Annotated in this window: 20 protein-coding genes and 1 pseudogene; 17 read left to right on the top strand and 4 right to left on the bottom strand. The window is 37.8% G+C overall.

Features of this window, described 5'->3' with window-relative positions:
- From DW103_RS07080 to DW103_RS07120, 10 genes and pseudogenes are all read left to right on the top strand, one after another.
- On the top strand, nucleotides 1-987 hold the full coding sequence (locus DW103_RS07080) for a VWA domain-containing protein (protein ID WP_122274960.1): 987 nt from the start codon (nucleotides 1-3) through the stop codon (nucleotides 985-987).
- Nucleotides 988-1,000: 13 nt separating this feature from the next.
- Nucleotides 1,001-2,017 (top strand): annotated as a pseudogene (locus DW103_RS18415) (VWA domain-containing protein); the annotation flags it as partial.
- A 57-nt stretch (nucleotides 2,018-2,074) separates the two neighbouring features.
- The gene (locus tag DW103_RS18420; RefSeq protein WP_370453467.1) at nucleotides 2,075-2,728 is read left to right on the top strand and encodes a tetratricopeptide repeat protein; all 654 of its coding nucleotides are present in this window, start codon (nucleotides 2,075-2,077) and stop codon (nucleotides 2,726-2,728) included.
- A 32-nt stretch (nucleotides 2,729-2,760) separates the two neighbouring features.
- Nucleotides 2,761-4,581 (top strand): BatD family protein, encoded by a 1,821-nt coding sequence (locus DW103_RS07090; RefSeq protein WP_122275046.1) that lies wholly within the window; start codon nucleotides 2,761-2,763, stop codon nucleotides 4,579-4,581.
- Nucleotides 4,581-5,342, top strand: coding sequence for a tetratricopeptide repeat protein (locus DW103_RS07095; protein WP_122274962.1), 762 nt, complete (start codon nucleotides 4,581-4,583; stop codon nucleotides 5,340-5,342). The genes DW103_RS07090 and DW103_RS07095 overlap by 1 nt, the downstream gene beginning before the upstream one ends.
- Nucleotides 5,343-5,366: 24 nt before the next feature.
- A complete protein-coding gene (locus DW103_RS07100; RefSeq protein WP_122274963.1) occupies nucleotides 5,367-6,053 on the top strand; it encodes a phosphatase PAP2 family protein in 687 nt (228 codons plus the stop codon).
- Between the two features lie 127 nt (nucleotides 6,054-6,180).
- Nucleotides 6,181-6,456, top strand: a complete 276-nt coding sequence (locus DW103_RS07105) for a DNA-binding protein (protein WP_122274964.1) — start codon at nucleotides 6,181-6,183, stop codon at nucleotides 6,454-6,456.
- Between the two features lie 113 nt (nucleotides 6,457-6,569).
- On the top strand, nucleotides 6,570-7,685 hold the full coding sequence (locus DW103_RS07110; RefSeq protein ID WP_122274965.1) for a universal stress protein: 1,116 nt from the start codon (nucleotides 6,570-6,572) through the stop codon (nucleotides 7,683-7,685).
- A 423-nt stretch (nucleotides 7,686-8,108) separates the two neighbouring features.
- Complete coding sequence (locus DW103_RS07115) at nucleotides 8,109-8,462, top strand: Hpt domain-containing protein (RefSeq protein WP_122274966.1); 354 nt, start codon at nucleotides 8,109-8,111, stop codon at nucleotides 8,460-8,462.
- Nucleotides 8,463-8,481: 19 nt separating this feature from the next.
- Nucleotides 8,482-10,866 (top strand): PAS domain-containing hybrid sensor histidine kinase/response regulator, encoded by a 2,385-nt coding sequence (locus DW103_RS07120; protein ID WP_122274967.1) that lies wholly within the window; start codon nucleotides 8,482-8,484, stop codon nucleotides 10,864-10,866.
- A 28-nt stretch (nucleotides 10,867-10,894) separates the two neighbouring features.
- On the opposite strand, the gene DW103_RS07125 is transcribed toward DW103_RS07120, so the two are convergent.
- Nucleotides 10,895-11,491: a MarC family protein gene (locus DW103_RS07125; RefSeq protein WP_122274968.1), complete on the bottom strand. Its 597-nt coding sequence runs from the start codon at nucleotides 11,489-11,491 to the stop codon at nucleotides 10,895-10,897.
- 484 nt (nucleotides 11,492-11,975) lie between these two features.
- Between DW103_RS07125 and DW103_RS07135 the strand changes: the two genes are divergently transcribed.
- Nucleotides 11,976-13,244 (top strand): phage integrase SAM-like domain-containing protein, encoded by a 1,269-nt coding sequence (locus DW103_RS07135; protein WP_122274970.1) that lies wholly within the window; start codon nucleotides 11,976-11,978, stop codon nucleotides 13,242-13,244.
- A gap of 61 nt (nucleotides 13,245-13,305) precedes the next feature.
- Here DW103_RS07135 and DW103_RS07140 read toward each other — a convergent pair whose 3' ends face one another.
- Genes DW103_RS07140 through DW103_RS07150 form a run of 3 tightly spaced genes read right to left on the bottom strand, consistent with a single transcriptional unit; the run spans nucleotide 13,306 to nucleotide 16,195 of the window.
- Entirely contained in the window at nucleotides 13,306-14,031 is a 726-nt protein-coding gene (locus DW103_RS07140) for a hypothetical protein (RefSeq protein WP_122274971.1), read from the bottom strand.
- Between the two features lies 1 nt (nucleotide 14,032).
- Nucleotides 14,033-15,505, bottom strand: a complete 1,473-nt coding sequence (locus DW103_RS07145) for a type I restriction endonuclease subunit R (RefSeq protein ID WP_122274972.1) — start codon at nucleotides 15,503-15,505, stop codon at nucleotides 14,033-14,035.
- 15 nt (nucleotides 15,506-15,520) lie between these two features.
- The gene (locus DW103_RS07150) at nucleotides 15,521-16,195 is read right to left on the bottom strand and encodes a S24 family peptidase (RefSeq protein ID WP_122274973.1); all 675 of its coding nucleotides are present in this window, start codon (nucleotides 16,193-16,195) and stop codon (nucleotides 15,521-15,523) included.
- Nucleotides 16,196-16,359: 164 nt separating this feature from the next.
- Here DW103_RS07150 and DW103_RS07155 point away from each other — a divergent pair, with 164 nt between their 5' ends.
- The 6 genes from DW103_RS07155 (at nucleotide 16,360) to DW103_RS07175 (ending at nucleotide 18,734) form a co-directional block, all read left to right on the top strand.
- Nucleotides 16,360-16,569 carry a hypothetical protein gene (locus tag DW103_RS07155; RefSeq protein WP_122274974.1) on the top strand — a complete coding sequence of 70 codons (210 nt, stop codon included), beginning with the start codon at nucleotides 16,360-16,362 and terminating at the stop codon, nucleotides 16,567-16,569.
- Between the two features lie 19 nt (nucleotides 16,570-16,588).
- Complete coding sequence (locus DW103_RS07160) at nucleotides 16,589-16,906, top strand: SH3 beta-barrel fold-containing protein (protein ID WP_122274975.1); 318 nt, start codon at nucleotides 16,589-16,591, stop codon at nucleotides 16,904-16,906.
- A 318-nt stretch (nucleotides 16,907-17,224) separates the two neighbouring features.
- Nucleotides 17,225-17,404, top strand: coding sequence for a hypothetical protein (locus tag DW103_RS18040; RefSeq protein ID WP_147381188.1), 180 nt, complete (start codon nucleotides 17,225-17,227; stop codon nucleotides 17,402-17,404).
- Nucleotides 17,405-17,710: 306 nt separating this feature from the next.
- Nucleotides 17,711-17,938 carry a hypothetical protein gene (locus DW103_RS07165; protein WP_122274976.1) on the top strand — a complete coding sequence of 76 codons (228 nt, stop codon included), beginning with the start codon at nucleotides 17,711-17,713 and terminating at the stop codon, nucleotides 17,936-17,938.
- Nucleotides 17,939-17,956: 18 nt separating this feature from the next.
- Nucleotides 17,957-18,346, top strand: a complete 390-nt coding sequence (locus DW103_RS07170; protein WP_122274977.1) for a DNA-binding response regulator — start codon at nucleotides 17,957-17,959, stop codon at nucleotides 18,344-18,346.
- Nucleotide 18,347: 1 nt separating this feature from the next.
- Complete coding sequence (locus DW103_RS07175; protein ID WP_122274978.1) at nucleotides 18,348-18,734, top strand: hypothetical protein; 387 nt, start codon at nucleotides 18,348-18,350, stop codon at nucleotides 18,732-18,734.
- Nucleotide 18,735 lies beyond the last annotated feature (1 nt).

An 18,735-nucleotide genomic window follows, 5' to 3' on the forward strand; every position in this document is an offset into this window, starting at 1 on the left:
ATGATATTTGCAAATCCGACATATCTGTATTTGTTATTATTGCTCATCCCGCTGATTGGATGGTATATCTACAAACTTAGCAAAAGTCAGGCAAGTTTGCAGGTCTCCTCTTCCGACGGTTTTGACGCACCGGGGGCAAGTTCTTGGAAAGTGTGGTTGCGCCATGTCCCGTTTATATTGCGCATGGCGGCTATTGGAGTCTTGATAGTGGTGTTGGCACGGCCGCAATCTACTAATAGTTGGCAAAATTCTTCGACGGAGGGTATCGACATTGTGCTGGCAATGGATATTTCGACCAGTATGATGGCGATGGACTTGAAACCGAATCGCTTGGAAGCATCCAAAGATGTAGCTTCGGCTTTTATCAACGGCCGGCAAAACGATAATATCGGGTTGGTTGTATTTGCTGCGGAAAGCTTCACGCAATGTCCGCTGACAACCGACCATACTGTTTTGCTAAACCTTTTCAAAGATGTCCAGCCGGGTATTATCCAGGACGGGACGGCCATCGGTTTAGGACTTGCGAATGCGGTAAGTCGCATCAAGGATAGCCAGGCGAAATCGAAAGTAATCATCCTTCTAACCGATGGTGTGAACAATACCGGCGAAATCGCTCCGGTTACAGCAGCCGAAATAGCCAAGACATTTGGCATCCGAGTTTATACCATCGGCGTAGGAACGAGAGGAGAAGCACCTTTTCCGTATCAGACAGCTTTTGGTGTAAAAATCCAGAATCTACCGGTAGATATTGACGAACCGACATTGAAGCAGATTGCTGCTACGACAGGCGGACAATATTTCCGGGCTACAGACAATACAAGTCTGAAGGAAATCTATTCCGAAATCGATAAAATGGAAAAGACTAAGATTAGCGTGCAAGAGTATAGCAAGAAGCAGGAGGAATATAAAAACTGGGCTTTGTTGCTGTTCTCATTGTTGCTGGTGGAGATATTATTGAGAAATACATTGTTAAGAAATATACCGTAAATAAAAAAGGCTTATGTTTCGTTTTGCACATCCGGAATTTTTATACTTGCTTTTTGTTCTTCCGGCATTGATTGCATTTTATGTATATGCAATCATCCTGAAAAAAAAGGCAATAAAGAAATATGGTAATCCCGAATTGCTGGAAGAGTTGATGCCGGAGGTATCGCCCAAACGCCAGCACCTGAAGTTTTGGCTGTTGTTTGGAGCCATTGCGATGGTTATAATTGTGATAGCCGGACCTCAGTTCGGTTCCAAACTTGAAACGGTAAAACGTCAGGGAGTAGAAATTATGGTCTGTCTCGACGTCTCCAATTCCATGTTGGCAGAAGATGTAACCCCGAACCGGTTGGAGAAGGCCAAACAAATGTTGTCCAAGCTGACAGATGGTTTCTCGAATGATAAAGTCGGGTTGATAGTTTTTGCCGGTGATGCTTTTACGCAGTTACCGATTACATCGGATTATGTATCGGCTAAAATGTTTTTATCATCAATCAATCCTTCGATGGTTTCGACACAAGGTACGGCAATCGGGGCTGCCATCAATCTGGCCATGCGCTCGTTTACTCCCAGTGAAACGTCGGATAAGGCTATTGTCTTGATAACCGATGGTGAAAACCATGAGGACGATGCGGTAAAAGCCGCTGCGGCAGCAGCCGAAAAAGGAATCCATGTGAATATTGTCGGAATGGGAGACCCAAAGGGAACACCAATTCCCGTCGGAGGCAATAATGATTTCATGAAAGATAGGGAAGGGAATGTCGTTATTACTAAACTGAACGAAGAAATGTGTCAGGAAATAGCAGCAGCCGGGCATGGTACTTATGTGCGTGCCGATAATACAAATTCAGCCTTGCGAGCCTTGCAGAAAGAAATAGAAAAGATGAATAAATCGGAATTGGATAGTAAAGTGTATTCTGAATATGACGAACGCTTCCAGACATTTGCTTGGATTGCATTAATTCTTTTGCTGGTCGACTTCATGACATTGAGCCGGAAGAATCGTATTTTCAGAAAAGTAAAACTGTTTTCTTTGATTTTGCTATTCTGTTCCGGTGCAGCTTTTGCCCAAAAAGCGGAACGCAAGAATGTGCGTGAAGGAAATAAACTTTACGAACAGGAAAAATATACCGAATCAGAAATTGCTTATCGGAAAAGTTTGGATGTTAATCCCCGTTCAACGGAAGGAACTTACAATTTGGCTAATTCGCTATATAAACAGAAGAAGTTCCCGGAAGCGGCCGAACAGTATCAACTCGCAGCCGGACAAGCTGAAAAAATGATGGAAACACCGGAAGGAAGAACCCGGTTGGCTGAAATTTTTCATAATGTCGGAAATATTGGCATGCAGACGAAAGAATATGCCAAAAGTGTCGAAGCCTACAAACAATCTTTACGTTTAAATCCGAAAGATGATGAAACACGCTATAATTTAGCTTTGGCACAAAAATTGTTGCAAGATCAGCAGCAACAAAATGATGATCAGAACCAAGATCAAAATAAAGATCAGGACAAAGATCAAGATAAAAAGGATGACCAGCAGCAACAGCAGCAGGACCAGCAACAAGATAATAAAAAAGATGATAAAACACAAGATCAGCAACATCAGAATGAGCAAATGAGCAAGGATAATGCTCAACAGATGTTGGATGCTTTCTTGCAGGACGAAAAGGAGACTCAAGAGAAAGTGAAGAAGGCGCAGGCACAGCAACAGCAGCGTCGTAAAACTGACAAAGAGTGGTAATGGAAAGAATAAATAAAAATAAGCTTGATATAATGAGGAAATTAGTTTTCTTATTTGTATTCTTCTCAACGATTGGGATAACGGCAAAAGCGGCGGATATTACGTTTAAAGCTTCTGCTCCCGAGGTTGTTGTGATGGGGGAGACCTTCAAAGTGTCGTACACGGTAAATGGCGAAGGAAAGGACATACGTATACCGGAAATCCCAGATTTCGAAATATTGATGGGACCATCGCCTACTGTCGTACAAAGTACAGAGATTGATAATGGAAATGCATCGTTTAATGTTACCACGATATTTACCTATGTATTAATGCCTAAAAAGGAAGGGACCTTTAATATTCCACCGGCAACTATCAAGGTAAAAGGTTCTAATTATACTTCAAATGCATTAGCTATAAAAGTACTTCCTCCTGAAAAGTCTGACGAAGTTGCTAAACAGCAAAATGATGACGGGTCTGTTAAAGTAAGCAATGATGATGTTTTTTTGAAAATAGATGTCTCTAACCGGAATGTCTACGAGCAAGAAGGTATACTTGTCACTTTTAAATTATATACTCGTTATGATTTAAATATACAGACGCCTCCTAAGTTCCCGGAATTTGACGGTTTTCTGACTCAGGAAATAGAATTGTCTAATTTGCAATGGAAACCGGATTCATATAAAGACAAGCGCTATAATTCCGTTGTGATTAAACAGGTAGTTCTTTATCCGCAGCGTTCCGGAAAAATTACGATTCCTTCCGGAAAGATGGATGTCCTGTTACGTTTACCTGCTCCTAGGAAAAGCAGACCGAGAAGTATTTTCGACCTTGACGGTTTCCTGGATAGCTATCAGAACGTCAATAAAATATTGACAACACCTCCTGTAACGATTGATGTGAAGCCATTGCCATCCGGTAAGCCTGCCTCATTTGGCGGAGCTGTCGGAAACTTCAATATGACATCCAGCATTAATTCCACAAATGTAAAAACGGATGAAGCTGTAACTATTAAAGTTAATATTACAGGAAATGGAAATATTAAACTTGTAAAGAATCCGGAAGTTGTTTTCCCAAATGATTTTGAGGTATATGATCCTAAAGTAAATGTAGATGTTAAAACAACTACAGCCGGAGCATCCGGGACGAAATCGATTGAATACATGGCAATTCCGCGTTATGCCGGAGACTTCGAAATACCGGCCATTGCATTTTCTTATTTTGATCCGAAATCCGGTGCGTATAAAACAATTTCTTCTGAACCGTATAAACTGCATGTGGAACAAGGTAAAGGGGGAAATGGTAATGCGCCGGTAGTTTCAAACTATAGCAATAAAGAAAGTGTGAAGTTTTTGGGTAAAGATATTCGTTATCTGAAAATGAATGATATCCATTTTCTTTCGAACAACGATATCTTCTTTGGGTCATTCATGTATATTTTATGCTATTTAGTGCCGGCAATTCTTTTTATTGTATTCTTTGTCATCTATAGAAAACAGGTAAAAGAAAATTCCGACTTGGCTTTGGTTCGTACGAAAAAAGCGAATAAGATGGCTGTAAGACGTCTGAAAAATGCCGGGAAATTATTAAAGGAAAATAAGAAGGAAGAGTTTTATGATGAGGTACTTCGTGCTTTGTGGGGCTATTTGAGTGATAAACTCAATATTCCGCAAGCCAATCTTACCAAAGACAATATGGAAGCTGAATTGACTAAATATGGAGTAGACCAGGCGCTGATTAACGAATTCATGGATATTCTGAATACATGTGAATTTGCCCGTTATGCACCGGCTCAAGCTTTGGATGCTATGGACAAGTTATATGAGCTAACAGTAGACGCTATCGGAAAGATGGAAAATACAATTAAAAAGTAATGGCAATGAAGATGAAAAAAATATTATTCCTTCTTTTGATTCAATTCCTGGCATGGGGGGCTTATGCTCAGGAGGCAACACTTAAAGAAGCAGAAGCTGCATACACAAAAGAGGATTATAATAAGGCGATTGAACTATATGATGGTTTGCTGAAAACTCATGGAGAATCTGCCGCGATATATTATAATTTGGGTAATGCATACTACAAGGCGGGTAAGATAGCTCCGGCAATTTTGAACTACGAACGTGCCCTTATATTGAATCCGGGAGATAGTGATACCCGTTTTAATCTGCAATTGGCGCGTCAGAAATCGGTAGATAAGATAGAACCTGTCGATGATTTCTTTTTGCATCGTTGGTTTGATTCAATTCAAAATATGGGGGGGGCAGATTCGTGGGCAAAAATTGGTATCGTAAGTTTTATCCTGTTTATCGGATGTTTGATACTTTTCTTCTTTTCAAAATGGATACATCTGAAAAAGATAGGTTTCTATGCGGGACTCCTTTTGTTGTTTATAGTTATATTTGCTAATATCTTTGCCAAGAATCAAAAAGATGAAATGGTAAACAGAAAAGGTGCTATCATATTTGTACCGACAGTTACAATAAAAAGTTCTCCTGATGCCAGCGGAACCGATTTGTTTATTTTGCATGAAGGGACAAAAGTTTCTGTTAAAAGCAAGCTTGGAGATTGGAGCGAGATTGAAGTGGAAGACGGAAACATAGGGTGGATACCCAGTAAGGATATTGAAATAATTTAATTTGTCTTTGGACAATCAGACTCTATGGTAGAAAAAATATTGCTTTATGAACGTGATGCGTTCTTTGCACTTAACGGTAGTGACTGTGATTTCTTAGACCGCTTTATGTGGATTTTTACAGGAAAAACGGTATGGCTGCCGTTAGCCGTTTTTATTCTTATCGTTCTGATTTATAAAAAGAATTGGCGTGAATCCATTCTAATACTGCTGGCAATAGTATTGGTTGTTACTCTTTGTGACCAATTTGCATCGCATGTTTGCAAGCCCTATTTTACTCGTTTTCGTCCGACCCACCATCCGGATTTTATGGAACAGGTGAAGACTGTATTTGGATATCGAGGTGGAAAATATGGCTTTATTTCCAGTCATGCCGCAAATGCGTTTGGGTTTGCTACACTCATGGCATTTGTCATGCGTGACCGTTTGTTTACCTGGACTATTTTTTTATGGGCTTTACTAACGGCTTATACTCGGATTTATCTTGGTGTACATTTTATCTCAGATGTTGTACCTGGGGCTATTTCCGGTATTTTCTTCGGATATGTAGTTTACAAACTGTATAAATGGGTACGTCCGCGCTTGGTTAATGGGACAGAAGCCGGGTTGTTACCTTATTCGAAAGAGCGTATTCGTTTAATTGTCTATGCTATATATGCCACTATATTGGTGATTGTGATATTCAATGTCCCTCTCTCAAATTGCCTTCGTTGAATAGTATGTCGTAAAGCATATTTCATATTCTGTTTATTTTAATCAAATAATTTGCAGCTGTAATTTATAATGCCTAAGTTAGTGGCACAAAATAAAACAAAGTATTAACCTTCAAAATAAGGAAGCCATGACAAAGACTATTACATTTAATGAACTTCGTAGAATAAAAGACAGCTTGCCTGATGGTAGTACTCACCGTATAGCTGACGAATTAGGTTTATCTGTAGAAACTGTTCGTAACTATTTCGGTGGGCATAATTATAAAGATGGCAAAAGTTGTGGGATACACATCGAACCGGGACCAGATGGTGGTCTGGTTGTATTAGATGATACCACTATATTTGAACGTGCTTTGCAGATACTAGCTGAAAAAGACGAAGTGTCGGAAGCACAACAAGCGTAAAGAAATTCATTTATACAAAAAAATCCCATAGCTGAATATAAAAATGCCGTGGGATTTTTTTTTAACCAACTTTTAGCGAATCCGATTTGTTTAATTAATAAAAACACACGAGTATGGAAGATAAATTAGTAACGTTAGCAATTCACACGTTTGAGAAAGCCCAAATTCTCAAAACGATGCTTGAGACAGAGGGAATAGAAGTCTACATACATAATGTAAACCAAATTCAGCCAGTTGTTTCGGCAGGTGTACGTGTACGGATTAAAGAAAGCGATTTGCCTCATGCCTTGCGTATCATAGAAGACAGTAAATGGTTAAGCGAGGATGCCAGTCAGGAAGAAACTGAGACTAATCAGGTAAAGAAAATACTGATACCGATTGACTTTTCAGATTACTCAATCAAGGCTTGTGAGCTTGGTATTAATTATGCCTATAAAATCGGAGCTGAAGTAATGATTATGCATGCCTATTTCAGCCCATATTTCCCTTCTGCTATCCCGATGGGAGATACATTGGCCTACCAAGTAAATGAAGAGGAGAATGTACAAAACGTATTGAAACGTGTGCAGATAGACATGGAGAATATTAGTACATTGATAAACAGAAAAATGCAATCCGGAGAACTACCGAAAATAAAATACAATTATGTTCTGCGTGAAGGACTGCCTGAGGAGGAGATTATAGCTTATAGCAAAGAATATCATCCCACATTAATTGTTATGGGAACCCGTGGTAAGAGTCAAAAAGATATGGATTTGATTGGTAGTGTGACAGGTGAAGTGATAGAAGTCAATAAAGTTCCTGTCTTGGCAATTCCGGAAAATGTGCCTTTTGATGATTTAAGTGAAGCCAAGAATATTGCTTTTGCTACCTCATTCAACCAACGAGATTTAGTCGCTTTTGATGAATTCATGGAGATTATCAAGCCGTACAATCCACATATTTATCTGTTCAATATCTCAACCAGTCGCGATGAATGGAATGAAATCCGTTTGACTGGTGTCAATGAATATTTTAAAAAACAATATCCGGATGCCCATATTACTCATACGGTTCTTGCTGACGGAGATTTATTGTTGGCCATTGAGAAATTTGTGCGGGATGAACAAATAGATGTCATTGCTCTCAGTACCTATCGACGTAATATCTTGGCCCGCATGTTCAATCCTTCAATTGCACGTAAGATGTTGTTCCACACTGATACACCATTGTTGGTCATGCATTCCTGATGTTTTGATTTTCACGTAGAGGGAGCTACTGGTAGCCCTAGTCGTTTTTTAACACAACCAAAAAGCCGGCGGAATTTTCCGTTGGCTTTTGTTTGTTCTTGCTATCTTCTTGAATAAAATATGTAGGTCGAATCTTTAGATATAAAAAATGTAGATATAGATAAAATCATAAAATAGAAATATAGTCGTTTTTTAACAATTGGAAACGAAATCCGGCTTCAATAGTCTAAAATATATCCGTATATCAATGATTATTCGTTTATGAGAATCATTTTTTGATATTATATTAGAGATAAATTGATACCTTTGCAAAGAAGATAAGGAAGTATATTCCTATTTCTCTCTAAAAAAGAAAATTTCCACATCCCTATAGGGAACTACAGAGCAGTGGAGCATGATTATTATTTATATTGAATTCTTTATATGACAGACGAGTTTAAGGAACAGTTGAAAGCTGCAAAGGTAGATGTAGAGAAAGCATTGGAGCGTTTTATGCACAATGAAAACCTATATGGTAAATTTCTCAAGAAGTTCCTTCGGGATGAAACTTTTAGAAATTTGGAACATGCGCTAAATGATTCAGATAGGGAAAATGCATTTATGTATGCTCACACATTGAAAGGGATAGCCGGGAATTTTGAATTTATAGGTTTGTTGGAGTTGTTGATTCCTATGACAGAACAATTGAGAAATGGGGAAATAGATAATATCAAGGAGATGTTTGATATGTTACAACCTCGATATTTACAAATATGTAAGATAATAGAGAATATATAATTGGAAAGAGAAGAATATTATGGAAAAGCAACTCTTGCAATCAGAAATTAATAACGATTATAGTTTGTTAATGAGTACCTTAGGTGTAAGTGTTAGCAAACATCTTTTAGATGAGCATTATACTGTATTATGGGCTAACGATTACTATTATGATTTAATTGGCTATCCCAAAGAAGAATATGAATCCCTTTTTCATAATCAATGTGATTTATATTTTATTGGAAACGAATCTACATGGGATATAATCGTAGAGAAGGTTACAACAGCTCTGAAAAATGGAGATAAAGGCTATGAAATGTATATCCAGATGCAGCGAAAAGGGGGTGCTATGATTTGGACGAAAATAACGGCTACTTTTACTAATGAAGTTTATAATGGCTATCCTATATCCTACACTGTTATGACGAATGTGGATGATATGATGCAAAGACGTATCGAACAGACGATAGCTTATGAAAATATACCCGGATTTATCTCGAAATATCAGATTCAAAAAGACGGTTATTTCAAACTGATAGATGCGAATGATAAATTCTTGAACTTTTTCGGGATTGAAAGAGAAAATATCTCTACTTTCCGGACTTTTACCAAATTAACGGATAAAAGTAAAGAAATATTGAAAGAATATCTTCCTTTGATGCAAAGAGGAGAACCTGTTCATTTTATTATTTGTTCGAAAAATAAGGAAGAAAATGATACTTGGCTCCAATTAAATGGCGAATGTATTGGACGTGTCAATGGGGAACCTATATATGTTATTGTTTACATTGATATTACAGATGTCACGGAACAACGTGAGTTAAGAAAAAAAGTAGAAGAACAATCCAAGCAGTTGAAAGAAGCTTTGGAATTTGCAGAAAGAGCAAATCAAGCTAAATCAGATTTCCTAGCACGAATGAGTCACGATATCCGTACTCCGATGAATGCAATTGTAGGTATGACAGCTATTGCCAGTGCACATGTAAATGATCAGGAACGGGTGCTCGATTGTTTGAAAAAGATTACAGGAGCATCTAGTTTATTGCTTAGTCTGATTAATGAGGTATTGGATATGTCTAAAATAGAAAGTGGCAGATTAGTTCTTTCCAAAGATGAATTTAATATCGGTGAGCTTTTGCAGGATTTGATTGTGATGATGCAATCTGAAATTAAAAGCAAGCAGCATAAATTGGACATTCACGTTGTGGATTTACAACATGAAATTGTAACAGGTGATACACAGAGAATCAAACAAGTTTTGATGAATATTCTTTCCAATGCTATTAAATATACACCGGAAGGAGGACGAATTCTGATACAAATCAATGAACTGCCAAAACAAGACGGAATAGCCCTTTATGAATTCATTTTTGAAGATAATGGAAGAGGTATGACGCCGGAATTTTTGAAAAAGATATTTCAACCGTTTGAACGGGCAGACGATCATGCTATTAGTGGTATACAAGGTACAGGGCTTGGTATGGCTATTAGCCATAAAATTGTAGAAATGATGGGGGGAGAAATCAAAGTTGAAAGTGAATACGGTAAAGGTTCCCGCTTTACTATATATATGCCTTTACAAATTCAGAATGAGCTTCAGATTGAGAAAATAAATAAAGAAAACCTATCCGTACTTGTTGTAGATGATGATAGATTGGCTTGTCAAAGTACTTGTAATTGTTTGGAAGAAATAGGAGTAAGTAGTGATTGGGTTTGTTCCGGTATTGAAGCAATAATAGCAGCTAAAAAACGACAGGACGAGAACAATGGATATTATGCAATTATCATGGACCTTAAAATGCCGGGGATGAATGGCATTGAAACGACACGTCGTATTAGAGCATCTGTTGGTATGGATATACCAATTATTATCCTTTCCGCTTATGATATAGAAGAATATGAGGCTGAAGCTAAGGATGCGGGTGCTAGCGGATTCATTACCAAACCACTTTTTAAATCCAAATTGCTTCATATCTTAAGACGATTTGCCGAAAAGGATGTTACACAGCCGCAAATAACCCCAATCAGATTATCTGATGCTGATTATTCGGGCAAAAGGATTTTGCTGGTAGAAGATAATGATTTGAATCGTGAAATTGCGGAGGAAATCATCGGTAGTACTGGTGCTTGTATAGAATCTGCAATTAATGGGCTTGATGCCGTAGAAAAGGTTGATCATTCTATAGAAGGATATTATCAGATGATTTTAATGGACATCCAGATGCCTATTATGGATGGTTACGAAGCAACCCGCCAGATACGTGCTCTTGCCCGTGAGGATATAAAAGAAATGCCGATTATTGCTATGACTGCTAATGCTTTTTCTGAAGATGTAACAAACGCCATAAAAGCTGGCATGAATCATCATTTGGCTAAGCCGATTGATATAAGTGCTCTGATGAATATTTTAAGTAAGTATTTGTGAAACTGCTATAATGATGTTTAGACTGATTTTAATTATTCAACGCATCCAGGAGCAACGTTATATTAGCCATGAACAATCTGACAGATATAGCCAACAGGATAATACCAAAAAATTTACGGACAATATAAATGCCACCTTTACCAAATAATCTTTCCACGAATTTTGTCATTCGAACAACGAAATAGACCCATAGCATGTTTAATATAAGAGCAATTATTATATTAATATTGGCGTATTCGGCTCGCAAAGATAACAATGTCGTGAACGAACCGGCTCCGGCTAGTAAAGGAAATACAAGTGGAACAAGAGTTGCTTCTTTAATAGGTCCTTGGTTTTTGAATATTTCAACATCGAGTATCATTTCGAGGGAGAGCAGGAAAATAACAAATGCTCCGGCAACTGCAAAGGATTCGATGTCAACATGGAAAAGTCTTAACAAATAATCTCCGGCAAAAAAGAAGCCAAGCATAAGTAAAAAGGAAATCACTGTCGCTTTTAGCGCATTTACCTCTTTCCCTTTTTCCTTCAAATCGATGATAATAGGAATGGCACCGATAATGTCTATTACTGCAAATAGTACAATGAATGCACTAATCATTTGTTGGAAATTGAATGCTGAAAACATGATTTTAAGTCTTAGAACATGATTATCTTGTAAAGATACGAAAGATTTCTAACATACTTCAAAACAAAGATAAGAGGGAAAAGGTTATAAAAGTTGAAAATGCGAATATAATCACCCGATTGCTTGTCGTTTGGCAATATCAGAACAGAGAAAAATATACTTTTTTCATCACATTCTGAACCAAATCGTTCGAACTGCTGTTATAAAAATAAAGAATTAGGAAATACATCCTATAGCAATATAGAGAGATTAGTATTTCTTTGTTTATCAATGTTAGTAGTATTTGTTTTTTCATATAAGTAGAGTTTGTTATTTGTTTGGTCCGTATGTAACTGTGAAGTTGGATACGGGCTTTTTTTATATTTTGCATAAATAAAGGGTTTTAATAACATTTTATTTGCAATACGCATTAATTCTGTCTAACTTTGTTTGCTCAAAATAGATATTCAGCTTTACAAATACTTTACAAACACACTACGCGATTATGGCTACTGTACAATGGATTATTTTCAAGCATCACAAAAAGAAAGACGGGACGTATAATGCAAAGATACAGATAGTCCACAAAAGTCTGTCTGCATATATTTCGACAGGAGTGAGTACAGAATGTGTTCGTTTCCGGAAAGGCATGTCTTCCGGTACCATCACTGATAGCTCTATTGAAGATAGCCTGAATGACAAAGTAAAAAAGATACGTGCTATTCTTAACGAAAAAGAAGAAATCATCTCTGGGTTGGATACAGCTAAGGAAGTGAAGGATTATATTCTGAAGATGCTAGATGCTGGAAATGAGATTGATTTTCTCAAGTTTGCCAATGAGTATAAAGATAAAATCAAGAATGAATCAACAAAGGCTTATAATATCACACGAATAAACGCCCTCACGGATTATATAATGGAGAAAACAGGTAAAACTTCCCTTCCAATAAGTAAGCTTACTCATAGATTATTGAAGGACTATGAAGATTGGTTGCGGACTACCAACCGGAAGAGTAAGAAAGCAAACAAGGCGAAAGCTGGATTGAGCGAGAATAGCATCAATTCTTATATGGGTGCCCTCTCTATTATTTTTAATGCGGCAAAGAAAAAATACAACGATTATGATATTGGGGACATCCTTATAAAAAATGACCCTTTCAAGATATATACTCCTCCCAGAATAGAAACAACTTCTAAAAGGGCTGTTGAGAGAGATACTATCCGAAAAATATTTGACTATCATTCGAACAAAGAAGTTCCTGAAATGACAAGGGATTTGTTTTTAATGTCGTTTTTCATGGCCGGGATGAACCTTGCAGATGTTTATGATTGTGGGCCATTTGGGGATAGGGTAGAATATACGAGGAAAAAGACACGTACCCATAAAAAAGATAAGCCTTTTTTGTCATTGATGATACATCCGATAATCGCAGATATAATAGAGAAATATAGGGATAAGGATGGCATAAGGGGATTTTGCTTCTATAAGATGTATTCGAATATGCCGGCCTTTCATCAAGCTGTGAGAAGAGGCATCTCCGCATTAAGGCGAGAATTATCCTTGCCGGATTTGACTTATTACGCAGCGAGGCATTCATTCGCTACGATTGCCCGTAATGAATGTGATATAAGCATGGATGACATAGCACTTTGCCTTACCCATGAATCGGGCCATAATATTACAGACACTTATGTTAAGTTAGATTTCAGCAGGGTGGACAATGTTATTAATAAAGTAGTAGACAATGTCTTTAAAGAAAAAGCCGGGGAGTGATTACCCCGGCCACCGCTATAGGTAAGTTTATCCTTAAAAATCAAAGTCTCAAATATTGATATTATTTTACTACTTGTTCCAAAATGTCATTAAAATTAGTTGCCGACTCATATTTGACATAATTGTGATTCGCATCAAGATATACATTGTCCGTTTGTGTTATTTTCTTTTTTATAAGAGGATTCACAATAGAATAAGTGTGAGAAACCACATAGAAATATACATCATCTTTTGGCTTATCTAACAAGGACGATAGTAAATCAAACTTCTCCTTTGATTCTTTTACGATGTTGAATGCTGTATTAATTTGTCCTGCAAGGTCATAATCGTACATATTAAAATCAGCTGATCTTTTTTGATACCACCAATATAGATAGTTGTAGTCGTATGAGTATCTATCTACTTTGTTCCAGTTATTGATAAGAGAATCAGCCTTTTCCGTAATAACTCTAATCTCCGTACACCAATCAGAGGCATCTTTTAAATCGCCCCTCATTATTTGTTCCTCATAATTAGGATCGGTTCTAAACTCGACAAACTCTTGATTTCTTTTCTTTTTAAAGTCTGCTAAATCAGGATTGGACTTCATTATAGGGAGTTCTGCCGAAATTGAATCAATCATATTCTTGACTGTAAGGGTGTCAATATAATCGTAGCTTATGAGTTTATATTTCATATCTATGCCATTGGCCCGGTCTACTACATATTTTTCAAGGGATTGTTCTAACGGGCTCTTGGAGCACCCCACAAAGAGTAATATGGTCAATAAAAATATCAGTTTCTTCATCTTATTTATGATTTAGTTTGTTCTTTAATTCGTTGAATTTATCAGGGTTCTCTAATTCTCCCCAATGGTATTTTACATATTTATCCCGATCAAAACTTTCTTTCCTCTCATAGACAATCAAACATTGCTTATCACAGAGAACGATAACCGATGATTCCAGTATATTAGCGTATGAACGGGCTTGTTTAAAGGCTTCCTCTATTTCTTGGTTATTCTTCATGTGGAATTTAGCTTCAATCAGAACCTTTGCTCGTTCGTAGTCCGGTTTATTATCATAATGTAAAGCATAATCAGGAAATACCCTGTGTCCTCTGCCGGCGTGGATTGGTAATTGCCGGATGAAGTCTTTATTCTCATACCATCCCATTTTGTTCAGGTAATACTCTAATAACTGAACTTCAACATCTCTTTCGCAGGATATAGAGAGGTTATTGGGTAAAGCTGGAGCATAGAGCTTTGGCAGGGTATCTATGTCAAATCCTTTCGCCTTTATCATACGAAGTAACTCTGAATAGTCCTCACTACTTAAAGGCCAACCGTTCACTCCTTGGAATTTCTTTCTAATGAGTGGATGTTTGGAAAAGTATTCATCGGCTTGTAGGTCTTTCAAAGTTATGTGAGGAACGTCTATTCTATTACTTATGTAGGTATTACTATAATAATGTGTAAATGGGTCAATTACTCCATCTACTTGGGATATCCATAAGCAGGTGATTGCGCTTATGGGTGATGTTTCGTAATGAATCAGGATGTCTCCCTTCTTCGTCTCTTGGTTCGACTGCCAAAAGCCTGTAGTCCATTGTTCGCCATATCCCCTTATCAAGCCACCGATAAACCATGCTTGAGATGGTTGCGGAATGTCGCCCTTTTTCTCCGTTTGCAACAGATGGGGAATATAGTCATACATGAATGCGCTTAATTCATCAGGTGTCAAGTTGTTTTCCGTCCTGAACTGATAGAATACTTTACATAGTTCCCAGTAATACATACACCTACTTTTGTAGTCGGGTTTCTTGGGAATAGGTGGCAACTCTATTTCAAAATGGTCGGCTAACTTTTTGAGTTCATAGAATCTATCAATGTACAAGTATGGAAAGAAGTAGTCACCAAGCAGGTAGTTTAATTCCATTGATAGAAACGGGATGTATTCAAGCATCAGGTCGAAATCTCCTATCTTCAACACTTCTTTATCCTCTATTCGTAACCCGGTAGAGATTATACCTTCGTATATGCACCCGGCTTCATCAAGTGACGGGTATTCTATATCTTCAAAATCGGAAACTTTGTAGCACCAAAAATCTTCCAGTATTTCGCATATTATCTCTTTGTTGAAATTGTCTTTGATGCTTGGGTTGTACTGTTCCAAAAGTTGTTCTTCTTCAATCCATTCTTTCCTATCAGAAAAGCTGGATATAGTGGCTTTCCCTTCGGAAGAGTTCTTATATAGATTCCAGGTGTATTGATTGAATTTCATGAAATTATAACTAAATTACATCTGTGTTCTTGCCAACTTTCCAACAATCTTATATAAATGAATAACATCGTTGTCAATATCAATTTCCATATCCGGATATTTTCTTTTCCCATCTGGATTTGTTGTATTGTTATAAGAAGACAAGATTGTTCTTCTGTGTTCATAGTCTATATGAATCATTTTAAGCAACCTGTCTTCCTTAGTGATTATGACATAAGGCTGTCCATTGTCAATGTTCCGTTTGTCCTTTATCTCGCGAACGAAAATAGTGTCACCCGACATATACATATCATACATAGAATCTCCATATACGGTTATACCATAGCACCCGGTGAACTCTGGAATATTCACATATCCAATAACTTTGTTTTCTTCACCATCAAAGCCTATACCTTGGCCGGCACATACGCGTATATCAAGTATTTTAATGTCTTTGTCGGTTGTAGGGGCATTAGTGACTGGTACACCTTCCTTGTTTATAAACATAGCCCCATTCTCCCTTAATAACCAATCAGGGTTTATCCCTTCTATACTATTTAGTATTGATAATACAGGGTCTATTCCAAAACTTTCACCGGCTCTCATTAGTTTGCGAATGTATCCTTCTGACATTCCGGTTATTTTTACTGCATCTTTTACGCTGATATTCTTTGCTTTAAGTATTTTAGCAAATCTTTCGTTAATAGTCATAGTGTTAAAAATACTAAATGGTATAATATTTAGTACTGATTAGTTTGTAATTGTACTAATTAGTAGTATATTTGCATCATCAAACAATTGATAACGCTATCACAGGCAAAGTTAGCAAACTCAATTGATGATACAATAGTACAAACACATTAAAATTCACGGTTATGGCACGAAATTACGAAACAGCACTTGCAGAACTCAACAGTTCAAAAGCAGAACTTGCAGAGATTAAGGCAATGACAGACGAAAAAGCCTGCTACATATATAATGTAGATAGTAAGTCAGAGATCGTGAAAATCATCTCTGAAGAAATAGAAGCTCTCGAAAGAGAAGTTGAATATCTCACCCCAGAGATTTACGAATACGATTACTAACACATAAACACACACGATTATGAAGACTTCAAATTTCAGACACAAAGTATTTTGCATGGCTTACGAGCTTATGAAAGCAACAGGTAAAGCATTCGCAGTATGTCTTTCTCGCGCTTGGGCTTTATACCGGCTAACAAGACAGATGCACAAAGGCATTGTAACATTCGCTTACGAAAAGGCTGACGGTTCACTTCGCAAAGCAAAAGGCACGCTTAAAGACGTTCAGTCCCTAATCAAAGGCACTGGATCAGAAAACTACAAAACTGTACGCTACTTCGATGTCGATGCGAACGGGTTTAGATCATTCAAAGTAGAAAACTTCATAACGGCTTACTAAAGCCCGGTCGGGTGGGCGTAGAGAATATCTCACCCGGTCACTTCTGTTAGTTCTTTCTCGTACTTACACCTTAGTACCCGCAGAAATGGGGTTGAAACGAAAGGATAACATATAATAATGTATAAGCGCAGTTAGCTTTTAAGCCGTGATCTGCTGGGATACATTATAAAAAAGAAATTATCAAAGGGGCGTGTTTCCTTGCGGTGTTATGGTCAGACATTGGTTAACCGCCGTCCCTTTTCAAAATATATCCACCGGTTCTGAACCGTGTAGGTGCTAATCGTATTGGCTGCCGGTGGCAAATAAATTCTAACGCTTATGAAAAAGATAATTGGTTCTATACAGTTTGTTTCACCTATCCAGGCTGCAATCTGTATTATAACGGCTTTGCTTGCCGTGGTATGTTTTATAGGAACGTTCTTCAATCCGTTTCACGCATTTTATTGTGTGATGGCGGTGATCCTTACGATAGTGACCTATAAAGAAAAGAAGTGGTAAAATATTATGACCTTACTAAAGCGGTAGTCCTCGGCGCTATCAATGGCTATGCACTGTGTGTACAGCAGTGAATCATATAACCGGTAGCAGTAAGGTTGTGAAATAAGCCGGGTGAAAGTCCCGGCAAATGGAGAAGTGGCGGAATTGGTAGACGCTTTATTTGCAGAAATGGTTACGGTGTAATGGTTGCACAAAGTCGCGAAAAGGTGAAGGTTCGAATCCTTCTAATCAAAAATGCAAATAAGTTCAGACGTGAATCTCCGTTCGAGTCGGGGCTTCTCCACAATCAATTTAAAATTACAATTTATGGCAACAATCAGAGAAACAATTTTGAAAGTAAAACCGGGTAAACCTAAAGCGATCCCGTTGTCTGAAGTGTCGGATGTGATGGGCTTTCGCTCTGAGGCTTTACGTATTAATAATGATCTTCGTAAAGATGGAGTGAAAACCAAAGAAGGGAAACCTCCGTATTCTGTTTCGAAAAACAGCAGGGTGGGTTTTCTTTATATCATTAATAATATAGAGAAGACTTAACCTTTCACACACACGATTATGGAAGTTTTCACCGAACTAACACCTGAATGTGACATCACAGCACAGATGTACGCTGCTGGGTATGAGAAAAAGGAGATTGCCGTATTGAAGCATCGTGCAGTAAGCACGATAAATAACCAGCTTCAGACGGCATTTTTGATTTTGGGCGTTCGGAATGGGAGGGAGCTGGCATTAAAACTGGCTGAAAGGTTATCCGGCATTCGGTTGACGTTGGACTTTACATCGGCCACGAAATCAGCGGTTGCCTGTGTTCTTTTGGTTATTCTTTGTTTAAATACTCATTTTGACATGAGGCGGCAAAGAATCCGCCCCCGTTCAAGCGCAAATGTAGAACTTGTTGCCCGTACCCGTATAAGAGCGAGAGGGCGCAATATTTTAATATTTTAATATGGAAGCAAACACAAATCCAGTAGCTACGCTTTTACAGCAGGCATTAGGGCTTATGTCTAACAATGTTACTATTCCAGTATCTATCGACTATGAGGCCATAACAAAAGCTGCCATAAAGACGGTAGAGGAAGAAAGGAAAAAGATATACTCAAAGGTTCTTATTACGCAGAATGAGGCTGATTCTATATATACGAAGCAAGTAATCAGAGCACTTGTTAAGCGCGGACATCTTCAGCAGTATAAATTTGACTTTAGGGACGCTGTTGATAGGGAAGGTAATCCCATAAGAAAAACTAAAGGTGCTATCTATTATCGGGTAGAAGAGATAGAAAAAAGCATAGAGAAAGGGAATGTCCTTAGTGGGACAAGAAGAGGAACAATATAGT

The sequence above is a fragment of the Parabacteroides sp. AM08-6 genome (assembly GCF_003473295.1).
Taxonomy (GTDB): domain Bacteria; phylum Bacteroidota; class Bacteroidia; order Bacteroidales; family Tannerellaceae; genus Parabacteroides.

Coding starts and splice junctions, on each gene's coding strand:
- DW103_RS07150 (WP_122274973.1), bottom strand. CDS start 16,195: ATGACTATTAACGAAAGATTTGCTAAAATACTTAAAGCAAAGAATATC.
- DW103_RS07175 (WP_122274978.1), top strand. CDS start 18,348: ATGGAAGCAAACACAAATCCAGTAGCTACGCTTTTACAGCAGGCATTA.
- DW103_RS07110 (WP_122274965.1), top strand. CDS start 6,570: ATGGAAGATAAATTAGTAACGTTAGCAATTCACACGTTTGAGAAAGCC.
- DW103_RS07115 (WP_122274966.1), top strand. CDS start 8,109: ATGACAGACGAGTTTAAGGAACAGTTGAAAGCTGCAAAGGTAGATGTA.
- DW103_RS07135 (WP_122274970.1), top strand. CDS start 11,976: ATGGCTACTGTACAATGGATTATTTTCAAGCATCACAAAAAGAAAGAC.
- DW103_RS07100 (WP_122274963.1), top strand. CDS start 5,367: ATGGTAGAAAAAATATTGCTTTATGAACGTGATGCGTTCTTTGCACTT.
- DW103_RS07140 (WP_122274971.1), bottom strand. CDS start 14,031: ATGAAGAAACTGATATTTTTATTGACCATATTACTCTTTGTGGGGTGC.
- DW103_RS07105 (WP_122274964.1), top strand. CDS start 6,181: ATGACAAAGACTATTACATTTAATGAACTTCGTAGAATAAAAGACAGC.
- DW103_RS18040 (WP_147381188.1), top strand. CDS start 17,225: ATGAAAAAGATAATTGGTTCTATACAGTTTGTTTCACCTATCCAGGCT.
- DW103_RS07125 (WP_122274968.1), bottom strand. CDS start 11,491: ATGTTTTCAGCATTCAATTTCCAACAAATGATTAGTGCATTCATTGTA.
- DW103_RS07170 (WP_122274977.1), top strand. CDS start 17,957: ATGGAAGTTTTCACCGAACTAACACCTGAATGTGACATCACAGCACAG.
- DW103_RS07090 (WP_122275046.1), top strand. CDS start 2,761: ATGAGGAAATTAGTTTTCTTATTTGTATTCTTCTCAACGATTGGGATA.
- DW103_RS07095 (WP_122274962.1), top strand. CDS start 4,581: ATGGCAATGAAGATGAAAAAAATATTATTCCTTCTTTTGATTCAATTC.
- DW103_RS07080 (WP_122274960.1), top strand. CDS start 1: ATGATATTTGCAAATCCGACATATCTGTATTTGTTATTATTGCTCATC.
- DW103_RS07145 (WP_122274972.1), bottom strand. CDS start 15,505: ATGAAATTCAATCAATACACCTGGAATCTATATAAGAACTCTTCCGAA.
- DW103_RS07160 (WP_122274975.1), top strand. CDS start 16,589: ATGAAGACTTCAAATTTCAGACACAAAGTATTTTGCATGGCTTACGAG.
- DW103_RS07155 (WP_122274974.1), top strand. CDS start 16,360: ATGGCACGAAATTACGAAACAGCACTTGCAGAACTCAACAGTTCAAAA.
- DW103_RS07165 (WP_122274976.1), top strand. CDS start 17,711: ATGGCAACAATCAGAGAAACAATTTTGAAAGTAAAACCGGGTAAACCT.
- DW103_RS07120 (WP_122274967.1), top strand. CDS start 8,482: ATGGAAAAGCAACTCTTGCAATCAGAAATTAATAACGATTATAGTTTG.